The organism is Nonomuraea sp. NPDC001684 (genome assembly GCF_053596515.1).
The window spans coordinates 1-21475 of record NZ_JBSFGJ010000084.1 but is presented as its reverse complement, the minus strand read 5'-3'; the positions used below and the strand labels follow the sequence as shown (position 1 = coordinate 21475).

Sequence of the window (21475 nt, the reverse complement as noted above, 5' to 3'; positions counted from 1 at the left end):
ATCAGGCGGTCGCCAGGGGAACTTCGCCGGCGGTCTTGCTGAAGCCGAGCGCCTCGACGATCCGCCCGTCGCGGACGCGCATGAGGTTGACGCCGCTGACCCAGTCGGAGGGGCCGGGGCCGTAGCGGTAGTGCCAGTGGATGGTGGCGCGGTCACCGGCGACGATGACCTCCTGCGGCTCGAACGCGCTGGTCAGGTCGTCCACGAGCGCGCCCCACCAGTCCAGGCACGCCTGGCGGCCGGTGACGCGTTCGCCGGTGGGGGCCGGCTGCACGGACTCCATCACGCAGTCCTCGGCGACCAGGTCGTCGAGCAGGTGGCGGTCACGCTCGACGAAGGCCCGGTTGAAGCGCTCCATGACGTCGGCGGTGGATGGGAAGGACACGGTTCCTCCAGAAGGAAGCGGGTAGATCGATCGGTCTATCTATGTATATCGACCGGTTGATCTACTCGTCAACCCGTGGCAACCTGAATCCATGACTGTTCGTACGGGACCGGGCCCCCGGGAGCGCCTGCTGACCGCCGCCGACCAGCTGATCTACAGCCAGGGCGTCAATGTCGGCGTCGACGCGCTGCTCAAGGCGGCCAACGTGGCCCGGCGCTCGTTGTACGAGCACTTCGGCGGCAAGGACGGCCTGATCGTCGAGGTGCTCAGGTCAGCCGCCGACGCCGACGCCGCCGACTACCACCGCACCATGGACGCCGCCGGCCAGGACCCGCGCGAGCGCCTGCTGGCCGTCTTCGACCGCATCGGCGAGATCGTCGCCATGCCCGGCTTCCACGGCTGCCGCTACCTGGCCGCCGACCTCGGCCTGACCGACCCCGCCCATCCCGCGCACGAGATCACCCGCGACTACCGCCGGCAGGTGCACGAGCTGCTGGCGCGCGAGCTGACCGCGCTCGGCCACCCGCGCCCCGGCCACGCCGCCGACCAGCTCCTCATCCTCATCGACGGCACCCTCGCCGTCGGCGCGACCCGCCCCGGCACGAACCCGGCCGCCGCCGCCCGCGAACTCGCCGAACACGTCATCACCCCCTGACGGGCCCGCGCGGGCCGACGCCTGGGGGATCGGGGGCAGCGCCTATCGGGCTGTCACGGTCAGGGTGGTGTGCGGGCCGGTCGTCGCGCCTTCGGGGCCGGTCAGGTCGAGCGCGAAGCCGTCCGCCGTCCTGCGGCCGAGCAGCCGGGCCCGCTGTCCGCAGAACAGCGGCCGGTTGTTGCGATGCGCGATGCGCGTCACCCGCTCGGGACGCCCCTCCAGCCGCAGCGTCTCGGCCAGGGCGAGGGTCATCAGCGGCCCGTGCACCACCAGGCCGGGATAGCCCTCCACGCGGGTGGCGTACGGCCAGTCGTAGTGGATGCGATGGGCGTTTGCGGTGGCCGCCGAGAAACGCATGAGCAGGGTCGGATCGGTGTCGAAGTGCCATTCCCAGACGCCCGCCCTGCGGAACGGGGAACCGGCGGCGCGCGCCGCCACGGCCTCCTCGGCCGCCGCCGCCGGGCCGGTGGAGGCCACGGCCTCCCGGTAGATCAGGTCCTGCCGCTCCTCCAGCCCGGAGCTGCCGTCCTGGCCGGTCAGCCGGGTGCGCACGACCACCACGACCAGCCGTCCCGACCGCCCGGACTTCTCGGTGACCGACTCCACCGTGCTCTGCCTGCGTACGGTCTCGCCGACCCGCAGCGGCCCGTGGAACACGACCTCGCCCCCGGCGAACATCCGTCGCGGCAGGCCGACGGGCGGCAGGAACGAGCCGCGTACGGGATGCCCGTCGCCCCCCAGCACGGACGAGACGGGCCAGCGCGCCAGCGCCGCCCAGTGCCACAGCGGCGGCAGCTCCGCGCCCGGCCCCGGCACCGGCACGCCGTCGTCGAACAGGGCCGCGAGCGCGGCGACCGGCGTCGGGTCGACCAGTTCGTCACTGACGACAGTGGACGGCTCCCACCCCTGCACGCTGCTCCCCGCCCTCCGCCGTGACCGCCGCGAACCACGGTACGCCCCGGGCGGGCCCGCAGGGCAGTGCGCGGTCGCCCCGGGGGGAGGGCGAGCGTCAGCGGGCGGAGATGATGCCGCCGGGCAGCAGGGCGCCGAGGGTGGACGTGTCGTTGACCATGTTGAACACGTCCAGCACCGGCTGGAGCAGCGCGCCGACGGGCCCGCCGGCGGCCAGCGAGTCGGCCGCGGCCGGAGTGGTGAGCGCGACGGTCAGCAGCGCGCCACCGGCCACGGCGCAGGTGAGACGGCCCTTGAGCTTCATGGACACCTCCATGGGAGTTACCGAGAGTGATCGTCCAGCACTCTACGTGACAGGAGGGTTCCCGGCCGGTAAGGCGCACGGTCAGGGCTGGACAGGGAGCATGACCTCCACCGTGGTGCCCGTCCCCGGCGCGCCGCCGACCAGGCAGATGCCGCCCAGTTCGGCCGTGCGCTCGCGCATCGAGGTCAGGCCGACGCCGGAACGGTGCTCGGGCGGCAGGCCGCGGCCGTCGTCGGCGACCAGCAGGCGCAGCGCGCCGGGCTCGCGGCGCAGCTCGACCCGGACCCGGGTGGCCCGCGCGTGCCGCCGCACGTTCGTCAGCGCCTCCTGCGCGATCCGGTAGACGGCCACCTCGACGGCGGCGGGCAGGCCGGTCAGGTCGCCCTCGGTGATCACCTCCGCGGCGGGACCGTCCGGCGCGGCCAGCGCCCGCACGGCGGCGGCCAGGCCCAGGTCGTCCAGGGCGGGCGGGCGCAGGCCGTAGACGAGCTGCCGCAGGTCGCCGGTGACGGCGTCCATGCCGGTGCGCAGCTCGCGCAGCAGCCCGTCGGCCGCCTCCGGCGAGCTCTTCAGGCTGAGACGGGCCATGTTGACGGTCATTGCCAGCCCGCTGAGCGTCTGGCCGAGGCCGTCGTGCAGGTCCCGGCGCAGCCGGCGGCGCTCCTCCTCGCGGGCGGCCAGCATGCGTTCGCGAGAACGTTGCAGGTCGGCGGCCAGGCGGACCGCGTGGGCCACGTCGGCCGCGTACGGGACCAGCGTGTCCAGCACCCGCTCGTCGTGCGCGGCGGGGAAGCGGCGCGCGGCGGGCGGGCCGACCAGCAGCCGGCCCACCCATTCGCCGTGCCAGATCAGGGGCACCTCGCGCGGGGAGTCGCCGACCTGCCCGCGGTCCGTGCTCGCCACGCTGACCGGATGGCCCGGCTCGCCGCTGGTCACCTCCACGGCGACGCCGCGTACCGCCAGGCCCTCGCGCAGCACGCCGATCACCGCCGCCAGCGCCTGCGCCGGATCGCCCCGGCGCACCTCCTGCGCCAGCCGCTCGGCCAGCACGCGCGGATCGCCCACCGGTCCGTAGAGCAGGCGGTCGACCGCGCGTTGCAGCGCCCGCCGCAACGGCTGGAAGAACGCGCCCGTGAGCAGCGCGGAGGCGAGCCCGGCGACCTGGTGGTACCCCGACACCAGCAGGCTCGACAGCGTGGCCACCCCGAAGTAGACCCCGCCGACCACGGCCAGCAGCCCGGCGGCGACGAACGTCCGGCTGACGACGGTGTCGATGCCGTAGAGCCGGTAGCGGGTCACCGAGATCACCATCGACACGGGGATGACCGCCGCCCACCCGATCGACAACCAGTACAGCTCCGGCACGACGACGCCGGCGAGCATGAAGACGATGTACCCGCCGAAGGAGAACAGCGGCCAGCCGATCTGCCGCCGCACGACCGGGTCGGCGCGGCGGAAGCGCAGCACCATCGACCACGCCGCCAGCGGCAGCGTCGAGAGGATCCCGGTCCAGGCCACCACCGTGACCACCGGCCAGATCGGCGCCAGCTCCGGGACCTGTAACGGGTTGGGGATGACCGCGGGCAGCGGATACCCCTCGGCCGGCGGGTCGGGACGCAGGAACATGTGGGCCAGCTCCACCGCGGTCGACACCGCGCCGAGCAGCACCACCAGACGCCAGCGCCGCGACGGCAGCCTGCCGTCGGGGGAGTACAGCGGCAGCAACATCTCCAGCAGCAGCCCGGACACCGCCCAGCCGACCTGCGCGGGGAACCTCAGCAACCCCGCCAGCGGGAGATCCCCGCCCGCCGCGGCGGCCAGCATCGCCGACTGGCAGAACGTGTTGACCGCACCGCCGAGACCGCCCGCGCACATCAGCCACGCCAGCCTGAGCCGCGGCCGGTGCACGATGAGGAACGCGCTGAAGGCCGGAAACGTGACCCCAGCCGCGGCCAGCGGGCTGAAGATCTCCGGCAGCCGCCACTCCGGCGGCAGCGCCGCGTACATCAGGACCGCCGCGAGCACCAGCACCGGCGAGACCACGGCCAGGACGACGGCGACCACCCGGGCTGCCCACGCCATCCGTCCCCGCCTTCCGGCTGCCGTTCCCGCCCGACCCTAGCGTGCCCGCGGAACGGTCCGCCATGAGCGGGCCGGCCGGCCGGATCGACCGGCGGGTCAGCGCAGCGACCGCAGCAGGGCTTCGCGGTCGAGGGCGTCCACGGGCCACGTGCGGGAGCGCAGGGTGCCCCGGTCGCGGTAGGCGCGCATGATGGCGACGTGTTCCGGCAACCGGACGAACCCCCGCAGGTCCTCCTCGCTCCGCCACACCGACAGCGAGCCGACCCGGCGGCCGGTGAGGTCCGCCCAGAGCCACATGCCCACCGCGCCCGGCAGGCCGGGCCAGTGGCGGCTCAGGGAGCGGCCGTGCCGGGCGATGCCGGGCAGGTCGAGCAGCCGCCGCGGGCGGAAGTCCGTCAGGGCGGCGACCAGCGGCCCCGGCCGGTCGTTCTCGGGGCCGGGGATCCAGCGTGAGGTCAGCATGCGGCGCACCGGCCGGACTCGGAGGTCATGCCGTCAAACTATATTAACGACCGATCGTTTGCATATCTGAGGGGTGGCGGTCAGTCGCGGCCGGGCGAGAGAGCGGCGGCCAGCTCGCGCCAGTGGGGCATCGCCGTCCGGCCCGGCTCGATCCCGATCACCTGCACGGCGACGTGGTCGGCGCCGGCGTCCACGTGGGCGCGCAGCTTGCCGACGACGGTGTCCAGATCGCCCCAGAAGACGAAGTCGTCCACCAGGCGGTCGCTGCCGCCGCCGGTGATCTCGTCCTCCGCGTACCCGAGCCGCCGGAACTTCGCCACGTTGTACGGCGTGCTCAGGTAGGGGCGCAGGTGCTCGCGGGCGGCGGCGCGGGCCGTGGCGGGGTCGGTCTCGAACAGCACCGGATGCTCGACGGCCAGGAACGCGTCCGGGCCGAGGAGCTGCCGTGACTCGGCGGTGTGCGCGACGTTGACGTGGTAGGTCTGGGCGCCCGCCGCGCGGTCGCGGGCCAGTTCGAGCATCTTGGGCCCGTACGCGGCCAGCAGGCGGCGCACGCCTGACTTCGGAGCCGGGTTGACGGTCTCCAGCTCGTCCAGCTCGTCAAGGTAGGTCCGCATGGCGGTCAGCGGGGTCGTGCCGGGGCGGGGGGCGCCGCCGAAACCCAGGCCGAGGACGTGCCGGTCGGGGTAGGCGTCGGCCAGCAGCAGGGCGGCGCCGTACGTCCACCTGGCCTCGCGGGCCCAGATCTGGGCGATGCCGTTCACGATGTGCATCCGCCGCGTGCACGACAGCAGGAAGCCGGCGTGCGTGAGCGCCTCGCGCCCGAGCAGCTCGGGCATCCAGAACGCCCGCCATCCCTGCTCCTCCAGCTCCTGGATCGACTCGCGCATCTGCGCGGCCGGCACGTGCTCGAAGTCGAAGGTGTAGATCCCGAACGTGCCGAGATCCAGGCCGTCGATGCTGCCCATGGGACGTCCCCTCATCGTGTGTCGATCCTCAGGAACATAGACATATCGCAAAATGTCGATATATGAAACCGGTCGACCTCTCGCGGGAGGTGCCGCCTCTGCGGCGTGCTGCCTCTACAGCGTGCGGCCGAGGGTGGCGACGAGCTGGGCGATGCGCCGCTCGTCGCGCTTGTAGTGCGTCCACTTGCCCACGCGCGTGGCGCGTACCAGCCCCGCGCGCTGCAGCTCGCTCAGGTACGCCGACACCGTGGACTGCGCCAGCCCGACCCTGGCCTGGATGTGCGTCACGCACACCCCCACCTCCACCGGGTCGGCGATCGCCCCCTCCAGCGAGAAGTGGCGCTCCGGCTCCCGCAACCAGGTCAGCAGTTGCAGCCGGGTCGGGTTCGCCAGCGCCCGCAACGCGTCGGACAGCTCGGAATCGGTCATCAGTGGAGCTTCCGCCATGGATGCCAGCATAGTGAGCCATCGTCGTATCCGGGTATTTCGATGCGTGCCAGCTCGGCGCCCGCGCGGGTCCCCAAGGGGAGGCAACGCCTCGGTAGATTTCTCCCACTCGAAGTAATCCATCCAGTCAAGACGATTGCCTCAAATAAGTCGATCGCCTTATATTCCGAAGTGTCGGGCTTTCAAGCTGGAGGACGCATGACCGCTGACGCGATCCCCGATTTCCCCTTCGACCGCCCCACGGCGCTGGAACCGCCGCCACAACTCGCCGACCTGCGGGAGAAATGCCCCGTGGCCCACGTGCGCCTGCCCAGCGGCGACGTGGCGGCCCTGGTGACCAGGTACGACGACGCCCGCGCCGTCATGGCCGACCCCCGCTTCAGCCGCAACCTCGCCCGCGAGGGCGCCGCCCGGCTGTCCACCACCGAGGACGGCGGCCTGTTCAACCGCCGCAAGGACGGCGCCGGCGACATCGGCGAGGGCGAGGGCCACATGCGGTGGCGACGCCTGCTGAGCCGCTGGTTCACGGCCCGCAAGATGGAGGTCTGGCGCCCCCGCGTCCAGGCCATGGCCGAGGACCTCCTCGACTCCATGCTGGCCAAGGGCTCCCCGGGCAACCTGTCGTCCGGCCTGGCCCTGCCGCTGCCGGTACGGGTCATCTGCGCGCTGGTCGGCGCGCCGAGCTCGGACCAGGACAAGTTCGCGCACTGGTCGCGCACGATGCTGACCCTGACGCGCAACACGCAGGAGGAGGTGGACACGGCCTACCGGGAGTTCAACGCGTACGTGTCGGACCTGATCGACCGCAACCGCGCCGACCCCGGCGACGACCTGCTCAGCGAGCTGACCCAGATCACCGACGCCGAGGACGGCAGGCTCAGCCAGGACGAGCTCATCGCCACCGTGCGCGGGCTGCTGCTGGCCGGCCACGAGACCACGTCCAACATGATCGCCATTATGACGGCGATGCTGCTGTCCGACCGCCAGCGCTACGAGGCCGTGATCGACGACCCCGACCTGATCCCGGGCACCGTGGAGGAGGTCCTGCGGCTGGACAGCACGTTGTCGGCCATCGGCGGCGTGCCCCGGTTCATCACCGAGGACGTCGAGCTGAGCGAGATCACCGTGCCCGCCGGCAGCACGCTGATCCCCAACATCCCGGCGGCCAACCGCGACCCGGCCAAGTTCGCCGACCCCGACCGGTTCGACCCGCGCCGGGAGAACAGCGGCCAGCACCTCACCTTCGGCGCCGGCCGCCACTACTGCCTCGGCCAGCCGCTGGCCAGGGTGGAGCTGCAGGTCGTCCTGGGCCTGCTGGCACGGCGGCTGCCCGGCCTGCGGCTCCGCGACGACCCCCGCGAGCTGCGGCTGCGCACGGGCGGCCTGTCCGGCGGCCTCCAGGACGTGTGGGTCACCTGGTGACCCGCTGACCTCAGCCGGCGGCATGGGATAGCGTTCGGGGACGGTGGTGGAAACGAGATCGAGGACCGGTCATGGACGTCAGTACGGCGGTCGCCGCGCCGTCTCCCCGCTCGATCCGGGCCAAGGACAGGATCATGCAGACCGCGGAGCGGCTCTACGCCGAGCACGGCTTCGCGCACGTGTCGATCAGGATGATCCGCGAGGCCGCGGGCCAGCGGAACAAGTCCGCCGTCCAATACCACTTCAGCACCCGTGACGAGCTGATCCACGCGATCCTGTCCCGTCACGCGGCCGCCATCGACCGGCACCGCCTGCCGATGGTGGCCGCGCTGGAGACCTCGGGCGAGGTGTCGCTGCGCGACTGGATCACGTGCGCGATCGCGCCGAGCATCGAGCACCACATCGAGCTGGGCACCCCGTCCTGGTACGGGCGGTTCCTGGCCCAGGCCGTCGTGGAGCCGTCCCTGCGCGAGTACGCGGCGCGGGCGACGTTGAGCACGCCCTCGTTCCGCCGGCTGGAGCTGCTGCGCCCGCCGTCGATGCGCGACCGGGAGCACGAGCTGTCCGAGCGGCAGGCGGCGATGGTCCGGCTGCTCGTCGTGCACATGAGCGCCGAGCTGGAGGCCGACCTGGCGGCCGGCCACGCCGCCGCCGGTTCAGTCGAAGAATCCTGGCGGGCTCTGGGCGAACATCTTGTCACCGCCGTCTGCGGACTCAGCGGCGCCCTGCTGTCTTAGAGAGTCCCTGTCCGGTACGCGCACGATCTCCCCGCCGGTGCCGCGAGGGGCGCCGTAGTGGCGGACCGCCTGGTAGTACAGCTTGGCCAGCGCGTTGCAGCTCGGCTGACGGAAGAGCGAGTACTGGGTGCACACCTGCTTGAGGTCGAAGAAGAACGCCTTGTCGATGCGCTCCTTGTTCGCCGGGAAGTCGCCGACGGCCTGGTAGTTCCGGTAGCCGAAGTCGTGCCGCCGGCACGGGATCGAGAAGTCGAAGCCGAGCGGCTGGTCGGGGCTGCTCGTACAGCCGTCGCTCGACCAGTCGAAGTCGAAGTCGGACCACGACCCCCGGTCGGCCCAGGCGTCCCGCCAGGCCGCGGCGCTGGACGCGGTGGGTTGCGTGAACCCCGAGAGCGTGGCGAGCTTCTCCTCCAGCGTCACCGCCTGGGCCGGCGGCGCGACCGCGAGAACGGCGACCAGCGAGAGAGCGAGCGGGACCGGCGCCCCGAGAGCCCGTCTGACCATGGGAACCTGCCTGTTTCGACCGGGACGGGAACATGTCATGGTCAGGTTCGCCCGCCGGCCCGCCGCGACCTGGGAATTCCGGGAAAACCCGTGGCAAAGGTCGTGTCCGGTTTCCGACGAGGGACGCCGCCGGCGGCCCGTCCGGCGCTCAGGCGCGGGCGTCAGCCCAGGCCGTCGGCGTGGTTCATCTCCTCGGCCTGGGCCAGCGCCTCGGCCAGGGGCGGGACGTCCCAGACCGTGCGTTCGGCGTCCGTGGTGACGGGGTCGACGCGGTAGAGGGACCAGCGGCCGCCGATGTCGACGTACTGGGTGCCGTACCGCTGGGGCAGGCCCATCTGCAGCAGCCACCGGTCGAGGGCCGAGGCCGCCAGCCTGCGGGCGGGCCGGCAACCGGCGTCGGCCGCCCGCCGCGCCAGCTCGAAGGCCAGGTGGTAGTGCTCGGCCAGCCCGCCGTGCTGCATCACCGCGGCCAGGTGGTAGTAGTCGCCCGGCGAGCGCACCTCTCCGGCCGCGAACTTCTCCATGCAGCGCGCCCGCCGGGCCAGGCCGCGCTCGCCGTCGTCGCCGCGCTCGCCGCCGTCGCCGGGCACGCCGTCGCGCCGGTCGTCCTGGTCGCGGTCGAACAAGTCACGCAGCTCCGGATCGCCGGGCGCCTCGCGGTCGGGGTCGGCGAGCTTGGCGAGGATTTCCGGAAGGCTGAACATTTGGCTGCGCGGCGCGGCCGACCATCTGCGCGCCGCTCGCGCGCGGCCCTTTCCAGTACGGTTATCCGCCACGTCTGCCAGCGTGCCGGGACAACCCGGGGCGCGCAAGACGGCGCCACGCCGCAATATAGGGAAAATGTAGGGCCGCCGCCCGTTGACGCTTTATTGGGCCGGGGCGATGATGGCCGCGAAAGGGGCGCCCGCGCCTCCGCCGGAAATGAGGGAATGCGTGACCCTGCTTAAGGATGCGAATACTCGACACCCCGGGGCGCCTGCCGGCGTGCCCGCGGAGCGCCGGAACGCGGCCTTGAGCTGCGGGTTCTTGGCGGGTGATGGCAGGGGCTGAGCAGATGGAGCCCGCACCCGGCGCCATGGCGCTCCTGTGCGCCGGCCGGCCCGAGTTCGCCGCCGATTTCCGGGCGCATGAATTCATGCCCTTCGGCCCGGAGGTCCGGTCCATTGACTCGGGGTGGTGCAGAATTCTAGAACGGTCATCGCCGGGAAGCGTTTCCGACGCGGCCGGTGATAACGCGCGGCGGATGCGGATCGCGATATTACGCACAAGCCCCGAGTGCAAATGGCCCGGCCGCGCCGAGTGGGCGTACGAGGAAGCGCGTGGCATTCCGGGCCCGCCGCTCATCGGCGGCGCGGCATGAGCGATCTCGTCGCCTCCGCCGCGGACGCCCTGCGCGCGCTCGACGAGGCGCTGCTCGGCCTGCTGAAGGCGCTCCCGCCCGAGGACCCCGGCGCGCGGGCGGAGCTCCGGGCCGAACTCGAACGGGCGGGCGTCACGGACGAGGTCGCCGGCCGCTGCCTGCGCGTCCTGCGGATGGTGTTGTCCGGCGAGCACGCGCGCCCGAGCGACTGGATCGGGGTGACGGCGGTGTTCCAGTGCGGTTTCTGCGGCTCGGCGCCCGACCCCGCCGATCTCGTCGTCGGCAAGTCGGTCTCGATCTGCCTGGGATGCGCGCTGCTGGCGACGGCCGGGGCGGTGCGGGGCGAGCGGGAGCCGGTGGAGCGGCCGTGCGCGTTCTGCGGCGCGCGGGCCGTGCCCGCCCACCTGGGCGCCGACGGCGACAGGACGGTCTGCCGCGCCTGCGGCGAGCTGGTGCTCTACATCATCGCCAGCAAGAAGCGCGCCGATTGACGCCCGGGGCCGGCGGGACGGGCGTCAGCCGCCCTGGGTGTAGATCGTCCGCCACCGCGAGCACCGGCCGACGGGCCGCGCGCCGTTGCCGCGGCACACCTGCGCCCGGATCTGCAGCGCGCCGCCGACGTTCTTGCGGAAGGAGCCGGTGCCCGGCAGGCAGTTGTAGACGCCGTGCGTGCGCCAGCGGCCGTTGCTCGCGCTCTGGTACCTGATCAGGAGCCACGAGCAGCCCTTGCCGCGGTCGTCGTCGAGGGTGCCGGTCACGGCCAGCCCCGACTGGCCGGCCACGACCTTGCCGCGGGCGGTCGCCAGGCCGTCGGTCGAGTGCAGGGCGCCCCACCTCCAGCTCGCCGGGTCGGCGGCGGTGTCGGCGGCGGCCGCCGTGCTCAGCGCGGTCAGCGTGAGGACGGCGGCGCCCAGGGCGGTCAGGACGCGGGTCGGAAGATGGTTCGTCACCGGTCCAGGACTACCGGCCGGTACTTGTGGCCGACTTGGAAGCGGGCTGCGGCGTCAGAGTGCGGGGCAGCGGGCGGGGGCGGCGCCGTAGGCGTACCGGAGGAAGTCGACCAGGTAGGCCGACCAGGCGTTCCAGTCGTGGCCGCCCCTGCTGTAGCAGTAGCGGTGGCCGACGCCGAGGCCGGTCAGCGTGGCGTCGAACTCGCTCGCGTACGCCCCGAGGATCGGCTCGCTGACGCTCGCGGCGTCGTCGCTCGCCCTGGTGTCGTAGCCGCACGCGGCGGGGGCGGGCCCGGCGCCGTCCGGGACGCTCGGGAGGCTCGCGCAGCCGCCGGCGTACAGCGCCAGCCGTCCGTCATAGGGGGCGTACCTGCCCTGGGTGACCAGGTCGGCGGGGTTGGCGGCGGGCCAGTCGTCGACCGTGCGGCCGTGGAAGACCGTGGTGGTGTGCGGGCCGAACAGGGTGTCCAGGCGGTAGCGGCGCTGCACCTCCTGGTCGAGGACGGGCAGCGGGCTGCCGCTGTCGTACTTGTTGACCCGGAACTCGCCCAGGTCGGTCAGCTCGATCGCCGCGCCCGACTGCCACATGGAGTCGGAGATGGTGCGCTGGGCGGGCCTGGCGCGCAGGTCGATGCCGGGCGAGAACGCGCCGATCACCGAGAAGACGCCGGGGTGCGCGGCCGCGTACCGCAGGGTGCCGTAGCCGCCCATGGACAGGCCCGCCAGACCGCGTCCCGACCGGTCGGCGACGGTGTTGAAGTTGCTGTCGATCCACGGGATGAGCTGGTCGATGTGGTACGTCTCCCACTTCGGTGCGAAATATCCGTCCGTACGGCCGGCCCAGTCCGCGTACCAGCCGGTCATCCCGCCGGTCGGCATCACCACGATGCCGTCGAAGGAGCCCGCGGTTCGGACGAGGGAGACGAGGTCGGCCTTGACGGTCCACGAGTCGTAGTTGTCGCCGCCGCCGTTGAGCAGGTAGAGCGCCCGATAGGGGGTGGCCCGCGAGGGGTCGTAGTCCTTCGGCAGGTAGACGCGGACGGTGATCGGGCGCGTCAGCGGGTCGATGACCGGGGCGCCGCCGGACGCCTGGAAGATCGCCGTCGAGGTCATCGTGACGTCCCGCAGCTCCGAGCCGTCGCTCTGCGGACGACGTCGTACGTCGACGCAGGTGATGCCATGACCGTCGGGGCGGGGCAGCACGGCCGCGCACCCGGACTCCTGTGTGGGCGCCGCCTGCGCCACCCCCGGGCCTGCGAACGTGCCTGCGACCATCAGTAATCCGGCAAGGGCTGAGGTGAACCGCATCGCTCTCCTTCGGTTCGGGCTCCCGACCGCCCCAACTTACGGGGGGACCGGCGGCCGGCGCGTCAACCGCCGGACCGAAGGAGGTCAACTTCTGCCGTACGCCTCGGCTTCTGCCGTATGCCTCCGCTTCTTCCGTACGAGTCAGTGCAGGTGCGCGGCCGTCCAGCAGTCGGGCGCGCCGGGCTTTCCGCACGTCGTCAGCTCGCGCAGCACCCCGGCCAGGGACGCCGTCCGGGCGTTGCCGGGGTCGTTGGACTCCTGGCGGGGGTCGGTGACGGTGTTGTAGTACTCGGGCTTCGGGTCGTTCTCGTACTCGACGTACAGCTCTCCCGCGGTCCGCACGGCGTTGTAGGTGGGCGGCTGCGCGTTGCCCTGCCTCAGCCGGTCGGCGTCGGGGTCGGGCCTGCCGGGCGTCCGCGGGTCGGGCTTGACGTGCTCGACCAGCGCCGCCTGCCGCCAGTCCGCGACCTGCCGGCCCTGGACGAGGGGGAGCAGGCTGCGGCCGTCCCGGCTGTCGCGGATCGCCGGGGCGACGCCGGCCATGTCGAGGAAGGTCGCGAACAGGTCCACGTTCTGGGCGATGGCGCCGGTCACCAGCCGGTCGCGCTCTCCGGTGACCGGCCGCCTGACCAGCAGCGGAACCCGGACGTCGTGGTCGTAGGCAGTGGACTTGCCGCGGACCAGGCGGTGCTGGCCGAGGTGGAAGCCGTTGTCGCTGGCGAACACCACGTAGGTGTTGCGGCGCTCCGGCTCGGTGAGCGTGGACAGCACCCGTCCCACCATGTCGTCGACCGACTGGACCATGCGGATCCGGTCACGGAAGTCCTCGCGCAGCTCCTCGGCGCGCTTCGCCTCGATCGGGGCCCGGCGCACCCAGGACGGCTTGTCGGCGGTGTCCTCGTCGTAGGAGGGCAGGGTGGTCACGTCGATGCCGGTGCAGTCGGGGCCGCCGCAGTCGCCGTGCGGGAACTCGCCGTCAGGGAAGCGGTCCTTCGGACGGTCGCGCGGCGCGGGCGGGAAACGCGGCTCGGTGTCGCCGGGCCGGACGTCCACCCGGTTGTGCGGGGAGAAGGGCGAGACCTGGAGGAAGAACGGCCGGCCGGGGGCGTGCTCGCGGGAGCGCTCGATGAAGCCGGTCGCCCGCTGGGCCAGCTCGTCCACCAGGTAGTCGCCCTTGGAGGGGGCGATCGGTCGCCGGTCGCCCGACTCCTCCCTGATGTAGCGGGTGAGCTGGTACCTGAACTCGTTGTAGCCGCCGCCCGCTGAGACGTGCCATTCGTCCCAGCCGTCCGGCACCTGGTAGCCGGGGCGGGCGGGGTACTCGTTGATGTATTTGCCCAGGTAGCCCGTGCGGTATCCGGCCTGGTGGAGCGGGACGGCGTAGGTGCGGCCCTCGTGCCGGGCGAACGCCTCGTAGCCGCCGCGGTCGTAGCCCTGGTTGGTCCGTACGCCGGTGTTGTGGGGGAACTGGCCGGTGAACATCGAGGCGCGGGAGGGGCAGCAGAGCGAGTCGGACACGTAGTAGTCGGTGAACGTGGTGCCGCCCTCGGCGAGCCCGCGGACCGTGTCCATGTAGGGCAGCAGGTCGGCGGACAGGTCGTCCACCAGGAAGAAGATGATGTTCGGCCGGGTGGGGGTGGCGGCGGACGCCGGGGGCGCGGGGGAGGCGATGAGCAGAGCGAGGATCGCGGCCACCGCCGCAGCCAAGCTTCTCCTGATATTTCGGGACAACGACATGACTGCCTCGTAAGCGGTGGTAGGGGAGCAACGGCGCTGCCCACTAATACCAGACAAACTACCCACAAAGCACAAAACCTCCCACACCCACCCCACCCATCACCGCAGCTCAGCAGCCTCGGGCCCGGAGAGCGAAGGGGTGGAGAGCGCCAAGGGCGCGAAGGGGTGAAGAGAGGAAGGCCCGAAGGGTGCGGAGGGCGGGAAGGGGCGAAAAGGGGAAGGCCGCAATGTGCGGGGAGGGTGCGGAAGCCGAGGGTCGTCGAAAGCGAAGGGGCGCGTCTGTGGTCGCCGTTCCGGGGGTGGGGTGGGTCAGGGGGTGAGGACGCGGGTCAGGGTTTCCTGGACGGTGGCGCGGACGGTGGCCGGGTCGTCCAGGTCGAAGCCCACCACCAGGCCGTCCCTGACCAGGAGGAGGATGTCGGCGGTGCGTTCGGCGTCGGCGTGGCCGTCGGCGGCCAGCAGGTCGCGGTACAGGTCGCGGTGCCAGCGCCGGTGCTCGGCGATGGCCTGCCGTACCGGATGCGCCGGATCCGGGTACTCGGCCGCCGTGTTGACGAACGGGCAACCGCGGTAACCGGAGCCGGACCCGAACTCGCACATGAACGCGAAGACGGCCGCCAGCGTCTGCCGGGGTGAGTCAGCGCGCAGCGTGTCCACCATGGCCCGCTGCGCCGCGCCCTGCTCGGCGATGTACGCCCGGACCAGCTCGTCCTTGCTCGGGAAGTGGTGGTAGAAGGTCGCCTTCGCGACGCCCGCCGCCGCGATGATCCGGTCGATCCCCACCGAGTGCACGCCCTCGGCGTAGAACAGCCGCGCCGCCGTCTCCAGGATCCGGGTGCGGGCCGGGCTCGGGCGAGGCTCCTTCACCGTCTCTGCGCTCACCCCTTGACGCTACCAGACAGACCTGTCTAGTCTCAGCTCAACGAACCAGACAGACAGGTCTGTCTAGTGAAGACGAACGAAGGGCAACCGGTCATGAGCATGTACACCGCCATCGCCACCTCGGCCGGCCGCGACGGGCGCGCGGTCTCCTCCGACGGCAGGCTGGACGTCAAGCTGGCCCTGCAGAAGGAGCTGGGCGGCGACGGCGAGGGCACCAACCCCGAGCAGCTCTTCGCCGCCGGCTACGCGGCCTGCTTCGCCTCGGCCATGCGGCTGGTGGCCGGGCAGAAGCGGATCGACGTCTCCGACGCCTCCGTCACGGCGGAGATCGGCCTGTCGCCCAACGGCGCGGGCGGCTTCCAGCTCGACGCCACGCTCCGCGTCGAGCTGCCCGACGAGATCGCCCCCGAGGTCGCCCGCGAGCTGGTCGAGGCCACCCACCAGGTCTGCCCCTACTCCAACGCCACCCGCGGCAACATCCCGGTCAACCTGATCGTCGAGTGACGGGATCCGCGCCCCGGAAGATCGGCCGGAGGTAGAGACGGGAGACTTGGAGTGTGACATGTTACATGCCATGCGAATCACTCTCTCCGCGGCGGCCGCCCTCCTGGCGATCGCCGCGCTCGGCGTCCCTTCCGTCTCCGCCGCGGCGGCGGAGACCGCGGCGCCGCCCGCGAAGAAGGTGAGCAGGGAGATCTCCCCGCTCAGCCCGCAGCAACGCGAGCAGGCGGCGCTGCGCAGGCAGGCCGTCGAAGGCGTCTTATCCCCGGACGCGGCGGCGGCCAAGGCGCGGCCCGGCCGCTCGGTCAAGGTCGGCCACCGCTACGTCGAGCTCGCCCAGGAGCGCAAGGACCAGGTCTTCGTCGTCCTGGCCGAGTTCGGCGACAAGGTGGACAACGAGACGAAGATCGACGGCCAGATCAAGTACGGCGGCCAGCCGGGCCCCCGCCACAACGCCATCCCCGACCCGCGCGGCACCGACGACAACCACACCCTCTGGCGCCCCGACTTCGACCGCGCCTCCTACGCGAAGTCCTACTTCGCGACCGGCGGCAACTCCCTGCGCGACTACTACCGCCTCCAGTCCTCCGGCCGCTACGACCTCGACGGCTACGTCAGCGACTGGGTACGCGTGCCGTACAACGAGGCCCGCTACGGCAGCGACCGGTGCGCCCCCGAGGAGGGCGGCATCTGCTGGAACAACTGGGACCTGGTGCGCGACTCGGCCAACGCCTGGTACGAGGCCGAGAAGGCCAAGGGCAGGACGGTGGAGCAGATCCGCGCCGAACTGGCCAAGTACGACGTCTGGGACCGCTACGACCACGACAACGACGGCGACTTCGACGAGCCCGACGGCTACCTGGACCACTACCAGGTCGTGCACGCCGGCGTGGACGAGACCTGGGGCGGCGGCGCGCAGGGCGCGGACGCCGTCTGGGCCCACCGCTACTTCGCCTACTGGCCCGAGCGCGGCCAGGCCGGTCCCGAGGGCAACCGCAACGGCGGCACCCAGATCGGCGACACCGGCATCTGGGTCGGCGACTACCTGACGGTCGGCGAGAACAGCGGCGTCGGCCTGACCGCCCACGAGTTCGGCCACGACCTCGGCCTGCCGGACCTGTACGCGGGCGGCGGGGACAACTCGGTCAACTTCTGGTCGCTGATGTCGTCCGGCTCCTACCTGAGCTCGCGGACCGGCCCGCTCGGCGAGTACGCCGGCGACCTGGACGCCTGGAGCAAGCTCCAGCTCGGCTGGCTGGCCTACGACCGGGCCCGCGCGGCCACCCCCTCCACGCACACCCTCGGCGTCGGCTCCTACAACACCCGCGATCCGCAGGCGCTCGTGGTGGATCTGCCGGCGCGCGAGATCAGCACTCCGCTGGGCAGGCCGTACCAGGGGGAGTGGCAGTGGTGGAGCGGCAAGGGCGACAACCTTGAGCAGACGCTCACCCGGCAGATCGACCTCTCCCGGGCCACGGAGCCGACGCTCAAGGCGCACGCGGCCTACGCGATCGAGCAGGGCTACGACTTCCTGTACGCCGAGGTCTCCCGCGACGGCGCGGCCTGGACGCCGGTCGGGCAGCCGCTCACCGGAAGCTCGGACTGGCGGGAGATCGCCTACGACCTGAGCCCGTACGCGGGCGGGAAGGTCTGGTTCCGCTTCCGCTACTCGACCGACTCCAACACCTCCGAGTCCGGCTTCCGGCTGGACGACGTCCAGGTGCCCGGCGTGTTCGCCGACGACGTCGAGCAGGGCGAGGGCGAGTGGACGGCGGTGGGCTTCGCCCGCAGCGGCGAGGTGGGCGTGCAGCGCTTCTCCCGGGCCTACCTCGCCGAGAACCGGCGCTACACCGGGTACAACGCCTACCTGCGGACCGGGCCGTACAACTTCGGGTGGACCGGCAGCCAGCGGGTCGAGCACTACCCGTACCAGCAGGGCGTGCTCATCTGGCTCTGGGACGCCTGGTACGGCGACAACACCACCCGCGACCACCCCGGCGAGGGCATGATCCTGCCCGTCGACGCCCGGCCCGAGCCGCTGCGCTGGGCCAGTGGGTCGGCGGCCGGGGCGCGGCTGCAGGTGTTCGACGCGCCGTTCGGCAACGCGCGCACGGACCGGCTGCGGCTGCACTCGGCGGGCGTGCCCGCCGTGTTTCCGGCGCGTCCGGGCGTTCCGGTGTTCGACGACCACCGTGGCGTCTACTGGCACCCCGATCTGCCGCAGCTCGGCGTGAAGGTGCCGGACACCGGCACCCGGATCGCCGTCCTGCGTGACGGGGACCGCGCGCTGGTTCGCGTCTCCGCCTCCTAACGGCGGCTGCGGCCCGCGCGCGGGAGCGCGGGCCGCAGGTCGATGGGCGTTTACGACCGTTTTAGGTGGTTCTGGGCAGGGTTGTTGTGTTGTCTCCCATGGAGAGGAAAGATCATGACCTCTGGGCCTGACGGATTCGGCAAGGCGGAGACCCTGGAGAACGAACCGCCCAGGCGCCGATTCCCCCGCTCCGTACTGCTCGCCGCGACCACCGCGGTCGTCCTGGCCACCGGCGCCGGCGTGGCCGCCGCCTCGGCGCTCTCGCCGGCGACGTCGCCCACCGGGACGCCCCCGTCCGCCGCGAGCCCGTCGGCCGTCCCGTCGGGCTCGCCGTCCGGCAAGCCGTCCGACAAGGGACGCGGCTGGGGACGCGGGTTCGGCGGCCCGCCCGTCCACGGCGAGTTCGTCGTCCCCGACGGGCAGGGCGCGTACGTGACGGTGGCCACCCAGTACGGCGAGGTCACCGCCGTCGGCCAGGACTCCCTCACGGTCAAGAGCGAGGACGGCTACACCAAGCAGTACGCCGTCAACGCCGACACCCGGGTCAACCGCGACCAGGGCATCGACGCCATCAAGACCGGCCAGAAGGTCATGGTCAGCGCCAAGGTCACCGGCGGCACGGTCACCGCCGTCACCGTCCACGACGTGACCGCCCGCGACGGCCGCGGCCGGCACCCCCACGGCGACGACCACTGGGGCGACAGGAACGGCGACATGGGCGGCCCCCGACACGGGGGCCACCAGCCGACGCCGTCACCCAGCGCCACCTCCTGAGGGACGCCGGCCCAATTCACGCGGTTATGCCCCCCGTATATACCCTCGGTATATAGTGCGGGGGCATGAGCGTCCCTCTTGCGCTGCTCGGCCTCCTTGAGCGGGAGCCGAGCCACGGCTACGACCTGAAGCGCGACTACGACACCTACTTCGGCCGCGGCAAGTCGCTGCCCTTCGGCCAGGTGTACTCCACCCTCGGCCGGCTGGCCAGGGACGGCAAGGTCACCGCCGGGGAGAGCGAGCCCGGCGACGGCCCCGAGCGCAAGCGCTACGCCATCACCCCCGTCGGCGCGCGTGAGGTCGAGGCGTGGCTGAGCGAGCCGGTCGCGGCCGAGCCGTACCTGCAGACCGTGCTGTTCACCAAGGTCGTGCTGGCGCTGATGCTGGGCCGCGACGCGGCGGCCTACCTCGACCTCCAGCGCGCCACCCACCTGCGGCGCATGCGCGAGTTCGCGCAGATCAAGCGCGGGGACTCGCTGGCCGACGCGCTGCTGGCCGACCACGGCATGTTCCACCTGGAAGCCGACCTGCGCTGGATCGACGTCACCCAGGCGCGGCTGGACGCGCTGGCCGAGCTGGTGCGGGGGTCGTCGTGATCCTGGAGGCCCGCGGGATCAGCCGCTCCTTCGGCCGCACCCCGGCGCTGCGGGAGGCGAGCCTGGAGGTGGCGGCCGGGGAGATCGTGGCGGTCATGGGCCCCAGCGGCTCGGGCAAGTCGACGCTGCTGCACTGCCTGGCCGGGATCTTCACCCCCGACAGCGGCGAGGTGTGGTTCGACGGCAGCCGCCTGGACACCATGAGCGACGACCGGCGCACCCGGCTGCGGCGCACCGCGTTCGGCTTCGTGTTCCAGTTCGGGCAGCTCGTGCCGGAGCTCACCGTCGCCGACAACGTCGCCCTGCCGCTGCTGCTCGCGCGTACCGGGCGCAAGGAGGCGTACCGGCGGGCGGCGGGCTGGCTGGAGCGGCTGGAGCTGGCCGAGCTGGGCGGGCGGCGCATCGGCGAGCTGTCCGGCGGGCAGGCGCAGCGGGTGGCGATCGCCAGGGCGCTGGTGACCGGGCCGCGGGTGCTGTTCGCCGACGAGCCGACCGGCTCGCTCGACTCGCTGACCGGCGAGCACGTCATGGAACTGCTGGTCGGCCTGGCGCGCGAGGAGGGCACGACCGTGCTCGTGGTGACCCACGACGCCCGCGTCGCCTCCTGCGCCGACCGGGAGGTCATCGTCCGCGACGGGCGGCTCACCGACCCCTTCGCCGGTCAGGTCGCCCGGTGATCGCCCTCGGCCTGCGGCTGTCGCTGGCCGGAGGCAGGGAGGCGGCCGCCCGGCTCGCGCTGATCGTCGCCGGCGTGGCGGTCGGCGTGGCGGTGCTGCTGGCCACGCTCTCCCTGTTCAACGCCTTCCAGACGGCCGGCGAGCGCACCTGCTGGGAGTGCACCCGCGGCACCGCCCCCAGCGGCTGGGCCCTCGACGCCACCGCCACCGGCGCCCTGTGGAACTACCACGAGGACTACTACGCCGGACGCCCGATCAGGCGGCTCGACGCCGCCGCGCTCGGCGGCCGGGCTCCCGTCGTCCCCGGGCTGTCCCGCATGCCCGCGCCCGGCCAGTACTACGTCTCCCCGGCGCTGGCCGAACTGCTGGACTCGGCGCCGCGCGCGCAGCTCGCCGACCGTTTCCCCGGCACGAGGGCCGGGACGATCGGCCGCGCCGCGCTCACCGGCCCCGACGACCTGACCATCGTGATCGGCCGCACGCCCGAGCAGGTCGCCGCACTGCTCGGCACCCGGCAGGTCGACACGACGGCCGACGAGCCCGCCGTCGACGGCGACGCCGACATCTACCACTTCGGGTTCGCGATCGCGGCCGTCGGGCTGCTGCTGCCGCTGCTGGTGCTGGTCAACACCGCCACCCGGCTGGCCGCCGCCCGCCGCGAGGCCCGCTTCGCCGCGATCCGGCTGGTGGGCGGCACGTCCCGGCAGGTCAACCTGTTCGCCGCGGTGGACTCCGCGCTCGGCGCGCTGACCGGCACGCTCGCCGGGACCGTGCTCTTCCTCCTGGTACGTCCGGCCGTCGCCGCCGTCCGCGTCACCGGCTCCCGGTTCTTCCCCGACACGGTGACCCCGGCCGCCTGGCAGTACGCGGCCGTGCTCGCCGGCGTCCCGCTGCTGGCCGGGGCGAGCGCGCTGTGGTCGCTGCGCCGGGTCCGGATCTCGCCGCTGGGCGCGCTCAGGAAGGGCGCCCCACGGCCGCCGCGGGCCTGGCGGGCGATCCCGCTGCTGGCCGGGCTGGCGCTGTTCGCGGTGCCGATGTTCCAGACCGACGACCGCAAACCGAACGCCGGGCCGGCCTCGGCGGGCCTGGCGCTGATCATGATCGGGCTGATCCTGGCCGGCCCCTGGCTGACGATGCTGGCCGCCCGCCTGGCCGCCCGGCTGACCGGCGGAGCGGCGACGCTGCTGGCCGCCCGGCGGCTGGCCGCCGACCCGAGGGCCGCCTTCAGGTCGGTGAGCGGGCTCGTCCTCGCGGTGTTCATCGGGACGGCGATCGCCGGGATCGTGCCCGCCGTGGTGGACGGCCAGCGGGCGGTGGCCGGCGGCACGCTGTCCGGCGTGCTGCGCGCCCCGCTCGGCGACCTCGGCGGCGGCGGGTTGTCGCCGAGGGCCGGGGCCGAGCTGGTGGCCCGGCTGCGCGCCTACCCGGGCGTCGGCGTGCTAGGTCTTCCAGTCGGCCGAGACGCCGGACGGCGAGAAGCTCTACGAGGTCGTGACCTGCT

At 72.7% G+C, this 21475-nt stretch carries 24 protein-coding genes; 11 read left to right on the top strand and 13 right to left on the bottom strand.

Annotation, left to right across the window (positions count from 1 at the left end):
- Position 1: 1 nt before the first annotated feature.
- Positions 2-385, bottom strand: coding sequence for a nuclear transport factor 2 family protein (locus tag ACWCSD_RS18025; RefSeq protein ID WP_449916163.1), 384 nt, complete (start codon positions 383-385; stop codon positions 2-4).
- A 91-nt stretch (positions 386-476) separates the two neighbouring features.
- On the opposite strand from ACWCSD_RS18025, the gene ACWCSD_RS18020 reads away from it, so the two are divergent.
- A complete protein-coding gene (locus tag ACWCSD_RS18020; protein WP_397161856.1) occupies positions 477-1040 on the top strand; it encodes a TetR/AcrR family transcriptional regulator in 564 nt (187 codons plus the stop codon).
- 42 nt (positions 1041-1082) lie between these two features.
- On the opposite strand, the gene ACWCSD_RS18015 is transcribed toward ACWCSD_RS18020, so the two are convergent.
- The 6 genes from ACWCSD_RS18015 to ACWCSD_RS17990 form a co-directional block, all read right to left on the bottom strand.
- Positions 1083-1952, bottom strand: coding sequence for an FAS1-like dehydratase domain-containing protein (locus ACWCSD_RS18015; protein ID WP_449916160.1), 870 nt, complete (start codon positions 1950-1952; stop codon positions 1083-1085).
- Between the two features lie 97 nt (positions 1953-2049).
- On the bottom strand, positions 2050-2256 hold the full coding sequence (locus ACWCSD_RS18010; protein WP_358294988.1) for a hypothetical protein: 207 nt from the start codon (positions 2254-2256) through the stop codon (positions 2050-2052).
- 81 nt (positions 2257-2337) lie between these two features.
- Positions 2338-4338 carry a sensor histidine kinase gene (locus ACWCSD_RS18005; protein ID WP_449916157.1) on the bottom strand — a complete coding sequence of 667 codons (2001 nt, stop codon included), beginning with the start codon at positions 4336-4338 and terminating at the stop codon, positions 2338-2340.
- A 96-nt stretch (positions 4339-4434) separates the two neighbouring features.
- The gene (locus ACWCSD_RS18000; protein WP_397161853.1) at positions 4435-4800 is read right to left on the bottom strand and encodes an antibiotic biosynthesis monooxygenase family protein; all 366 of its coding nucleotides are present in this window, start codon (positions 4798-4800) and stop codon (positions 4435-4437) included.
- An 80-nt stretch (positions 4801-4880) separates the two neighbouring features.
- Positions 4881-5783 carry a TIGR03620 family F420-dependent LLM class oxidoreductase gene (locus tag ACWCSD_RS17995; protein ID WP_449916155.1) on the bottom strand — a complete coding sequence of 301 codons (903 nt, stop codon included), beginning with the start codon at positions 5781-5783 and terminating at the stop codon, positions 4881-4883.
- A gap of 99 nt (positions 5784-5882) precedes the next feature.
- Positions 5883-6197 (bottom strand): ArsR/SmtB family transcription factor, encoded by a 315-nt coding sequence (locus ACWCSD_RS17990; protein WP_364336525.1) that lies wholly within the window; start codon positions 6195-6197, stop codon positions 5883-5885.
- Positions 6198-6413: 216 nt separating this feature from the next.
- On the opposite strand from ACWCSD_RS17990, the gene ACWCSD_RS17985 reads away from it, so the two are divergent.
- Both ACWCSD_RS17985 and ACWCSD_RS17980 read left to right on the top strand, forming a co-directional pair.
- On the top strand, positions 6414-7637 hold the full coding sequence (locus ACWCSD_RS17985) for a cytochrome P450 (protein WP_358294978.1): 1224 nt from the start codon (positions 6414-6416) through the stop codon (positions 7635-7637).
- A 71-nt stretch (positions 7638-7708) separates the two neighbouring features.
- The gene (locus ACWCSD_RS17980) at positions 7709-8374 is read left to right on the top strand and encodes a TetR/AcrR family transcriptional regulator (protein WP_397161850.1); all 666 of its coding nucleotides are present in this window, start codon (positions 7709-7711) and stop codon (positions 8372-8374) included.
- Here ACWCSD_RS17980 and ACWCSD_RS17975 read toward each other — a convergent pair.
- Together ACWCSD_RS17975 and ACWCSD_RS17970 are read right to left on the bottom strand one after the other, a co-directional pair.
- On the bottom strand, positions 8294-8878 hold the full coding sequence (locus tag ACWCSD_RS17975) for a phospholipase (RefSeq protein ID WP_397161849.1): 585 nt from the start codon (positions 8876-8878) through the stop codon (positions 8294-8296). The two genes, ACWCSD_RS17980 and ACWCSD_RS17975, sit on opposite strands and share 81 nt — an antisense overlap.
- A gap of 161 nt (positions 8879-9039) precedes the next feature.
- Entirely contained in the window at positions 9040-9582 is a 543-nt protein-coding gene (locus tag ACWCSD_RS17970) for a hypothetical protein (RefSeq protein WP_449916151.1), read from the bottom strand.
- 350 nt (positions 9583-9932) lie between these two features.
- On the opposite strand from ACWCSD_RS17970, the gene ACWCSD_RS17965 reads away from it, so the two are divergent.
- The gene (locus ACWCSD_RS17965) at positions 9933-10238 is read left to right on the top strand and encodes a hypothetical protein (protein WP_397161847.1); all 306 of its coding nucleotides are present in this window, start codon (positions 9933-9935) and stop codon (positions 10236-10238) included.
- Positions 10235-10729 (top strand): hypothetical protein, encoded by a 495-nt coding sequence (locus ACWCSD_RS17960; protein ID WP_397161846.1) that lies wholly within the window; start codon positions 10235-10237, stop codon positions 10727-10729. Before ACWCSD_RS17965 ends, ACWCSD_RS17960 begins: the two co-directional genes overlap by 4 nt.
- Before the next feature lie 24 nt (positions 10730-10753).
- Here the strand turns inward: ACWCSD_RS17960 and ACWCSD_RS17955 are convergent, their stop codons facing one another.
- The 4 genes from ACWCSD_RS17955 to ACWCSD_RS17940 all read right to left on the bottom strand — a co-directional run bounded on the left by ACWCSD_RS17955 (position 10754) and on the right by ACWCSD_RS17940 (position 15115).
- Positions 10754-11188, bottom strand: coding sequence for a hypothetical protein (locus ACWCSD_RS17955; RefSeq protein WP_397161845.1), 435 nt, complete (start codon positions 11186-11188; stop codon positions 10754-10756).
- 54 nt (positions 11189-11242) lie between these two features.
- Positions 11243-12496 carry an alpha/beta hydrolase gene (locus ACWCSD_RS17950; RefSeq protein ID WP_449916148.1) on the bottom strand — a complete coding sequence of 418 codons (1254 nt, stop codon included), beginning with the start codon at positions 12494-12496 and terminating at the stop codon, positions 11243-11245.
- 141 nt (positions 12497-12637) lie between these two features.
- Positions 12638-14203, bottom strand: coding sequence for a sulfatase (locus ACWCSD_RS17945; protein ID WP_397161843.1), 1566 nt, complete (start codon positions 14201-14203; stop codon positions 12638-12640).
- 339 nt (positions 14204-14542) lie between these two features.
- A complete protein-coding gene (locus ACWCSD_RS17940) occupies positions 14543-15115 on the bottom strand; it encodes a TetR/AcrR family transcriptional regulator (RefSeq protein ID WP_449916146.1) in 573 nt (190 codons plus the stop codon).
- Between the two features lie 93 nt (positions 15116-15208).
- Between ACWCSD_RS17940 and ACWCSD_RS17935 the strand changes: the two genes are divergently transcribed.
- The 6 genes from ACWCSD_RS17935 to ACWCSD_RS17910 form a co-directional block, all read left to right on the top strand.
- Positions 15209-15619, top strand: a complete 411-nt coding sequence (locus ACWCSD_RS17935) for an organic hydroperoxide resistance protein (RefSeq protein ID WP_364336504.1) — start codon at positions 15209-15211, stop codon at positions 15617-15619.
- A gap of 70 nt (positions 15620-15689) precedes the next feature.
- Positions 15690-17927: an immune inhibitor A domain-containing protein gene (locus tag ACWCSD_RS17930; RefSeq protein WP_449916142.1), complete on the top strand. Its 2238-nt coding sequence runs from the start codon at positions 15690-15692 to the stop codon at positions 17925-17927.
- Between the two features lie 114 nt (positions 17928-18041).
- Positions 18042-18701 carry a hypothetical protein gene (locus ACWCSD_RS17925; protein ID WP_449916140.1) on the top strand — a complete coding sequence of 220 codons (660 nt, stop codon included), beginning with the start codon at positions 18042-18044 and terminating at the stop codon, positions 18699-18701.
- Between the two features lie 65 nt (positions 18702-18766).
- Entirely contained in the window at positions 18767-19297 is a 531-nt protein-coding gene (locus ACWCSD_RS17920) for a PadR family transcriptional regulator (protein ID WP_352328448.1), read from the top strand.
- Entirely contained in the window at positions 19294-19974 is a 681-nt protein-coding gene (locus tag ACWCSD_RS17915) for an ABC transporter ATP-binding protein (RefSeq protein WP_449916137.1), read from the top strand. The genes ACWCSD_RS17920 and ACWCSD_RS17915 overlap by 4 nt, the downstream gene beginning before the upstream one ends.
- On the top strand, positions 19971-21475 hold a 1505-nt coding region (locus tag ACWCSD_RS17910), incomplete at its 3' end, for an FtsX-like permease family protein (protein WP_449916134.1). The genes ACWCSD_RS17915 and ACWCSD_RS17910, both read left to right, overlap by 4 nt.

Excerpts from the sequence above, each read along its gene's own strand:
- ACWCSD_RS18020 (WP_397161856.1), top strand. The coding sequence starts at position 477 with ATGACTGTTCGTACGGGACCGGGCCCCCGGGAGCGCCTGCTGACCGCC.
- ACWCSD_RS18010 (WP_358294988.1), bottom strand. The coding sequence starts at position 2,256 with ATGAAGCTCAAGGGCCGTCTCACCTGCGCCGTGGCCGGTGGCGCGCTG.
- ACWCSD_RS18005 (WP_449916157.1), bottom strand. The coding sequence starts at position 4,338 with ATGGCGTGGGCAGCCCGGGTGGTCGCCGTCGTCCTGGCCGTGGTCTCG.
- ACWCSD_RS18000 (WP_397161853.1), bottom strand. The coding sequence starts at position 4,800 with ATGCTGACCTCACGCTGGATCCCCGGCCCCGAGAACGACCGGCCGGGG.
- ACWCSD_RS17995 (WP_449916155.1), bottom strand. The coding sequence starts at position 5,783 with ATGAGGGGACGTCCCATGGGCAGCATCGACGGCCTGGATCTCGGCACG.
- ACWCSD_RS17990 (WP_364336525.1), bottom strand. The coding sequence starts at position 6,197 with ATGACCGATTCCGAGCTGTCCGACGCGTTGCGGGCGCTGGCGAACCCG.
- ACWCSD_RS17985 (WP_358294978.1), top strand. The coding sequence starts at position 6,414 with ATGACCGCTGACGCGATCCCCGATTTCCCCTTCGACCGCCCCACGGCG.
- ACWCSD_RS17980 (WP_397161850.1), top strand. The coding sequence starts at position 7,709 with ATGGACGTCAGTACGGCGGTCGCCGCGCCGTCTCCCCGCTCGATCCGG.
- ACWCSD_RS17975 (WP_397161849.1), bottom strand. The coding sequence starts at position 8,878 with ATGGTCAGACGGGCTCTCGGGGCGCCGGTCCCGCTCGCTCTCTCGCTG.
- ACWCSD_RS17970 (WP_449916151.1), bottom strand. The coding sequence starts at position 9,582 with ATGTTCAGCCTTCCGGAAATCCTCGCCAAGCTCGCCGACCCCGACCGC.
- ACWCSD_RS17965 (WP_397161847.1), top strand. The coding sequence starts at position 9,933 with ATGGAGCCCGCACCCGGCGCCATGGCGCTCCTGTGCGCCGGCCGGCCC.
- ACWCSD_RS17960 (WP_397161846.1), top strand. The coding sequence starts at position 10,235 with ATGAGCGATCTCGTCGCCTCCGCCGCGGACGCCCTGCGCGCGCTCGAC.
- ACWCSD_RS17950 (WP_449916148.1), bottom strand. The coding sequence starts at position 12,496 with ATGCGGTTCACCTCAGCCCTTGCCGGATTACTGATGGTCGCAGGCACG.
- ACWCSD_RS17935 (WP_364336504.1), top strand. The coding sequence starts at position 15,209 with ATGAGCATGTACACCGCCATCGCCACCTCGGCCGGCCGCGACGGGCGC.
- ACWCSD_RS17930 (WP_449916142.1), top strand. The coding sequence starts at position 15,690 with ATGCGAATCACTCTCTCCGCGGCGGCCGCCCTCCTGGCGATCGCCGCG.
- ACWCSD_RS17925 (WP_449916140.1), top strand. The coding sequence starts at position 18,042 with ATGACCTCTGGGCCTGACGGATTCGGCAAGGCGGAGACCCTGGAGAAC.
- ACWCSD_RS17920 (WP_352328448.1), top strand. The coding sequence starts at position 18,767 with ATGAGCGTCCCTCTTGCGCTGCTCGGCCTCCTTGAGCGGGAGCCGAGC.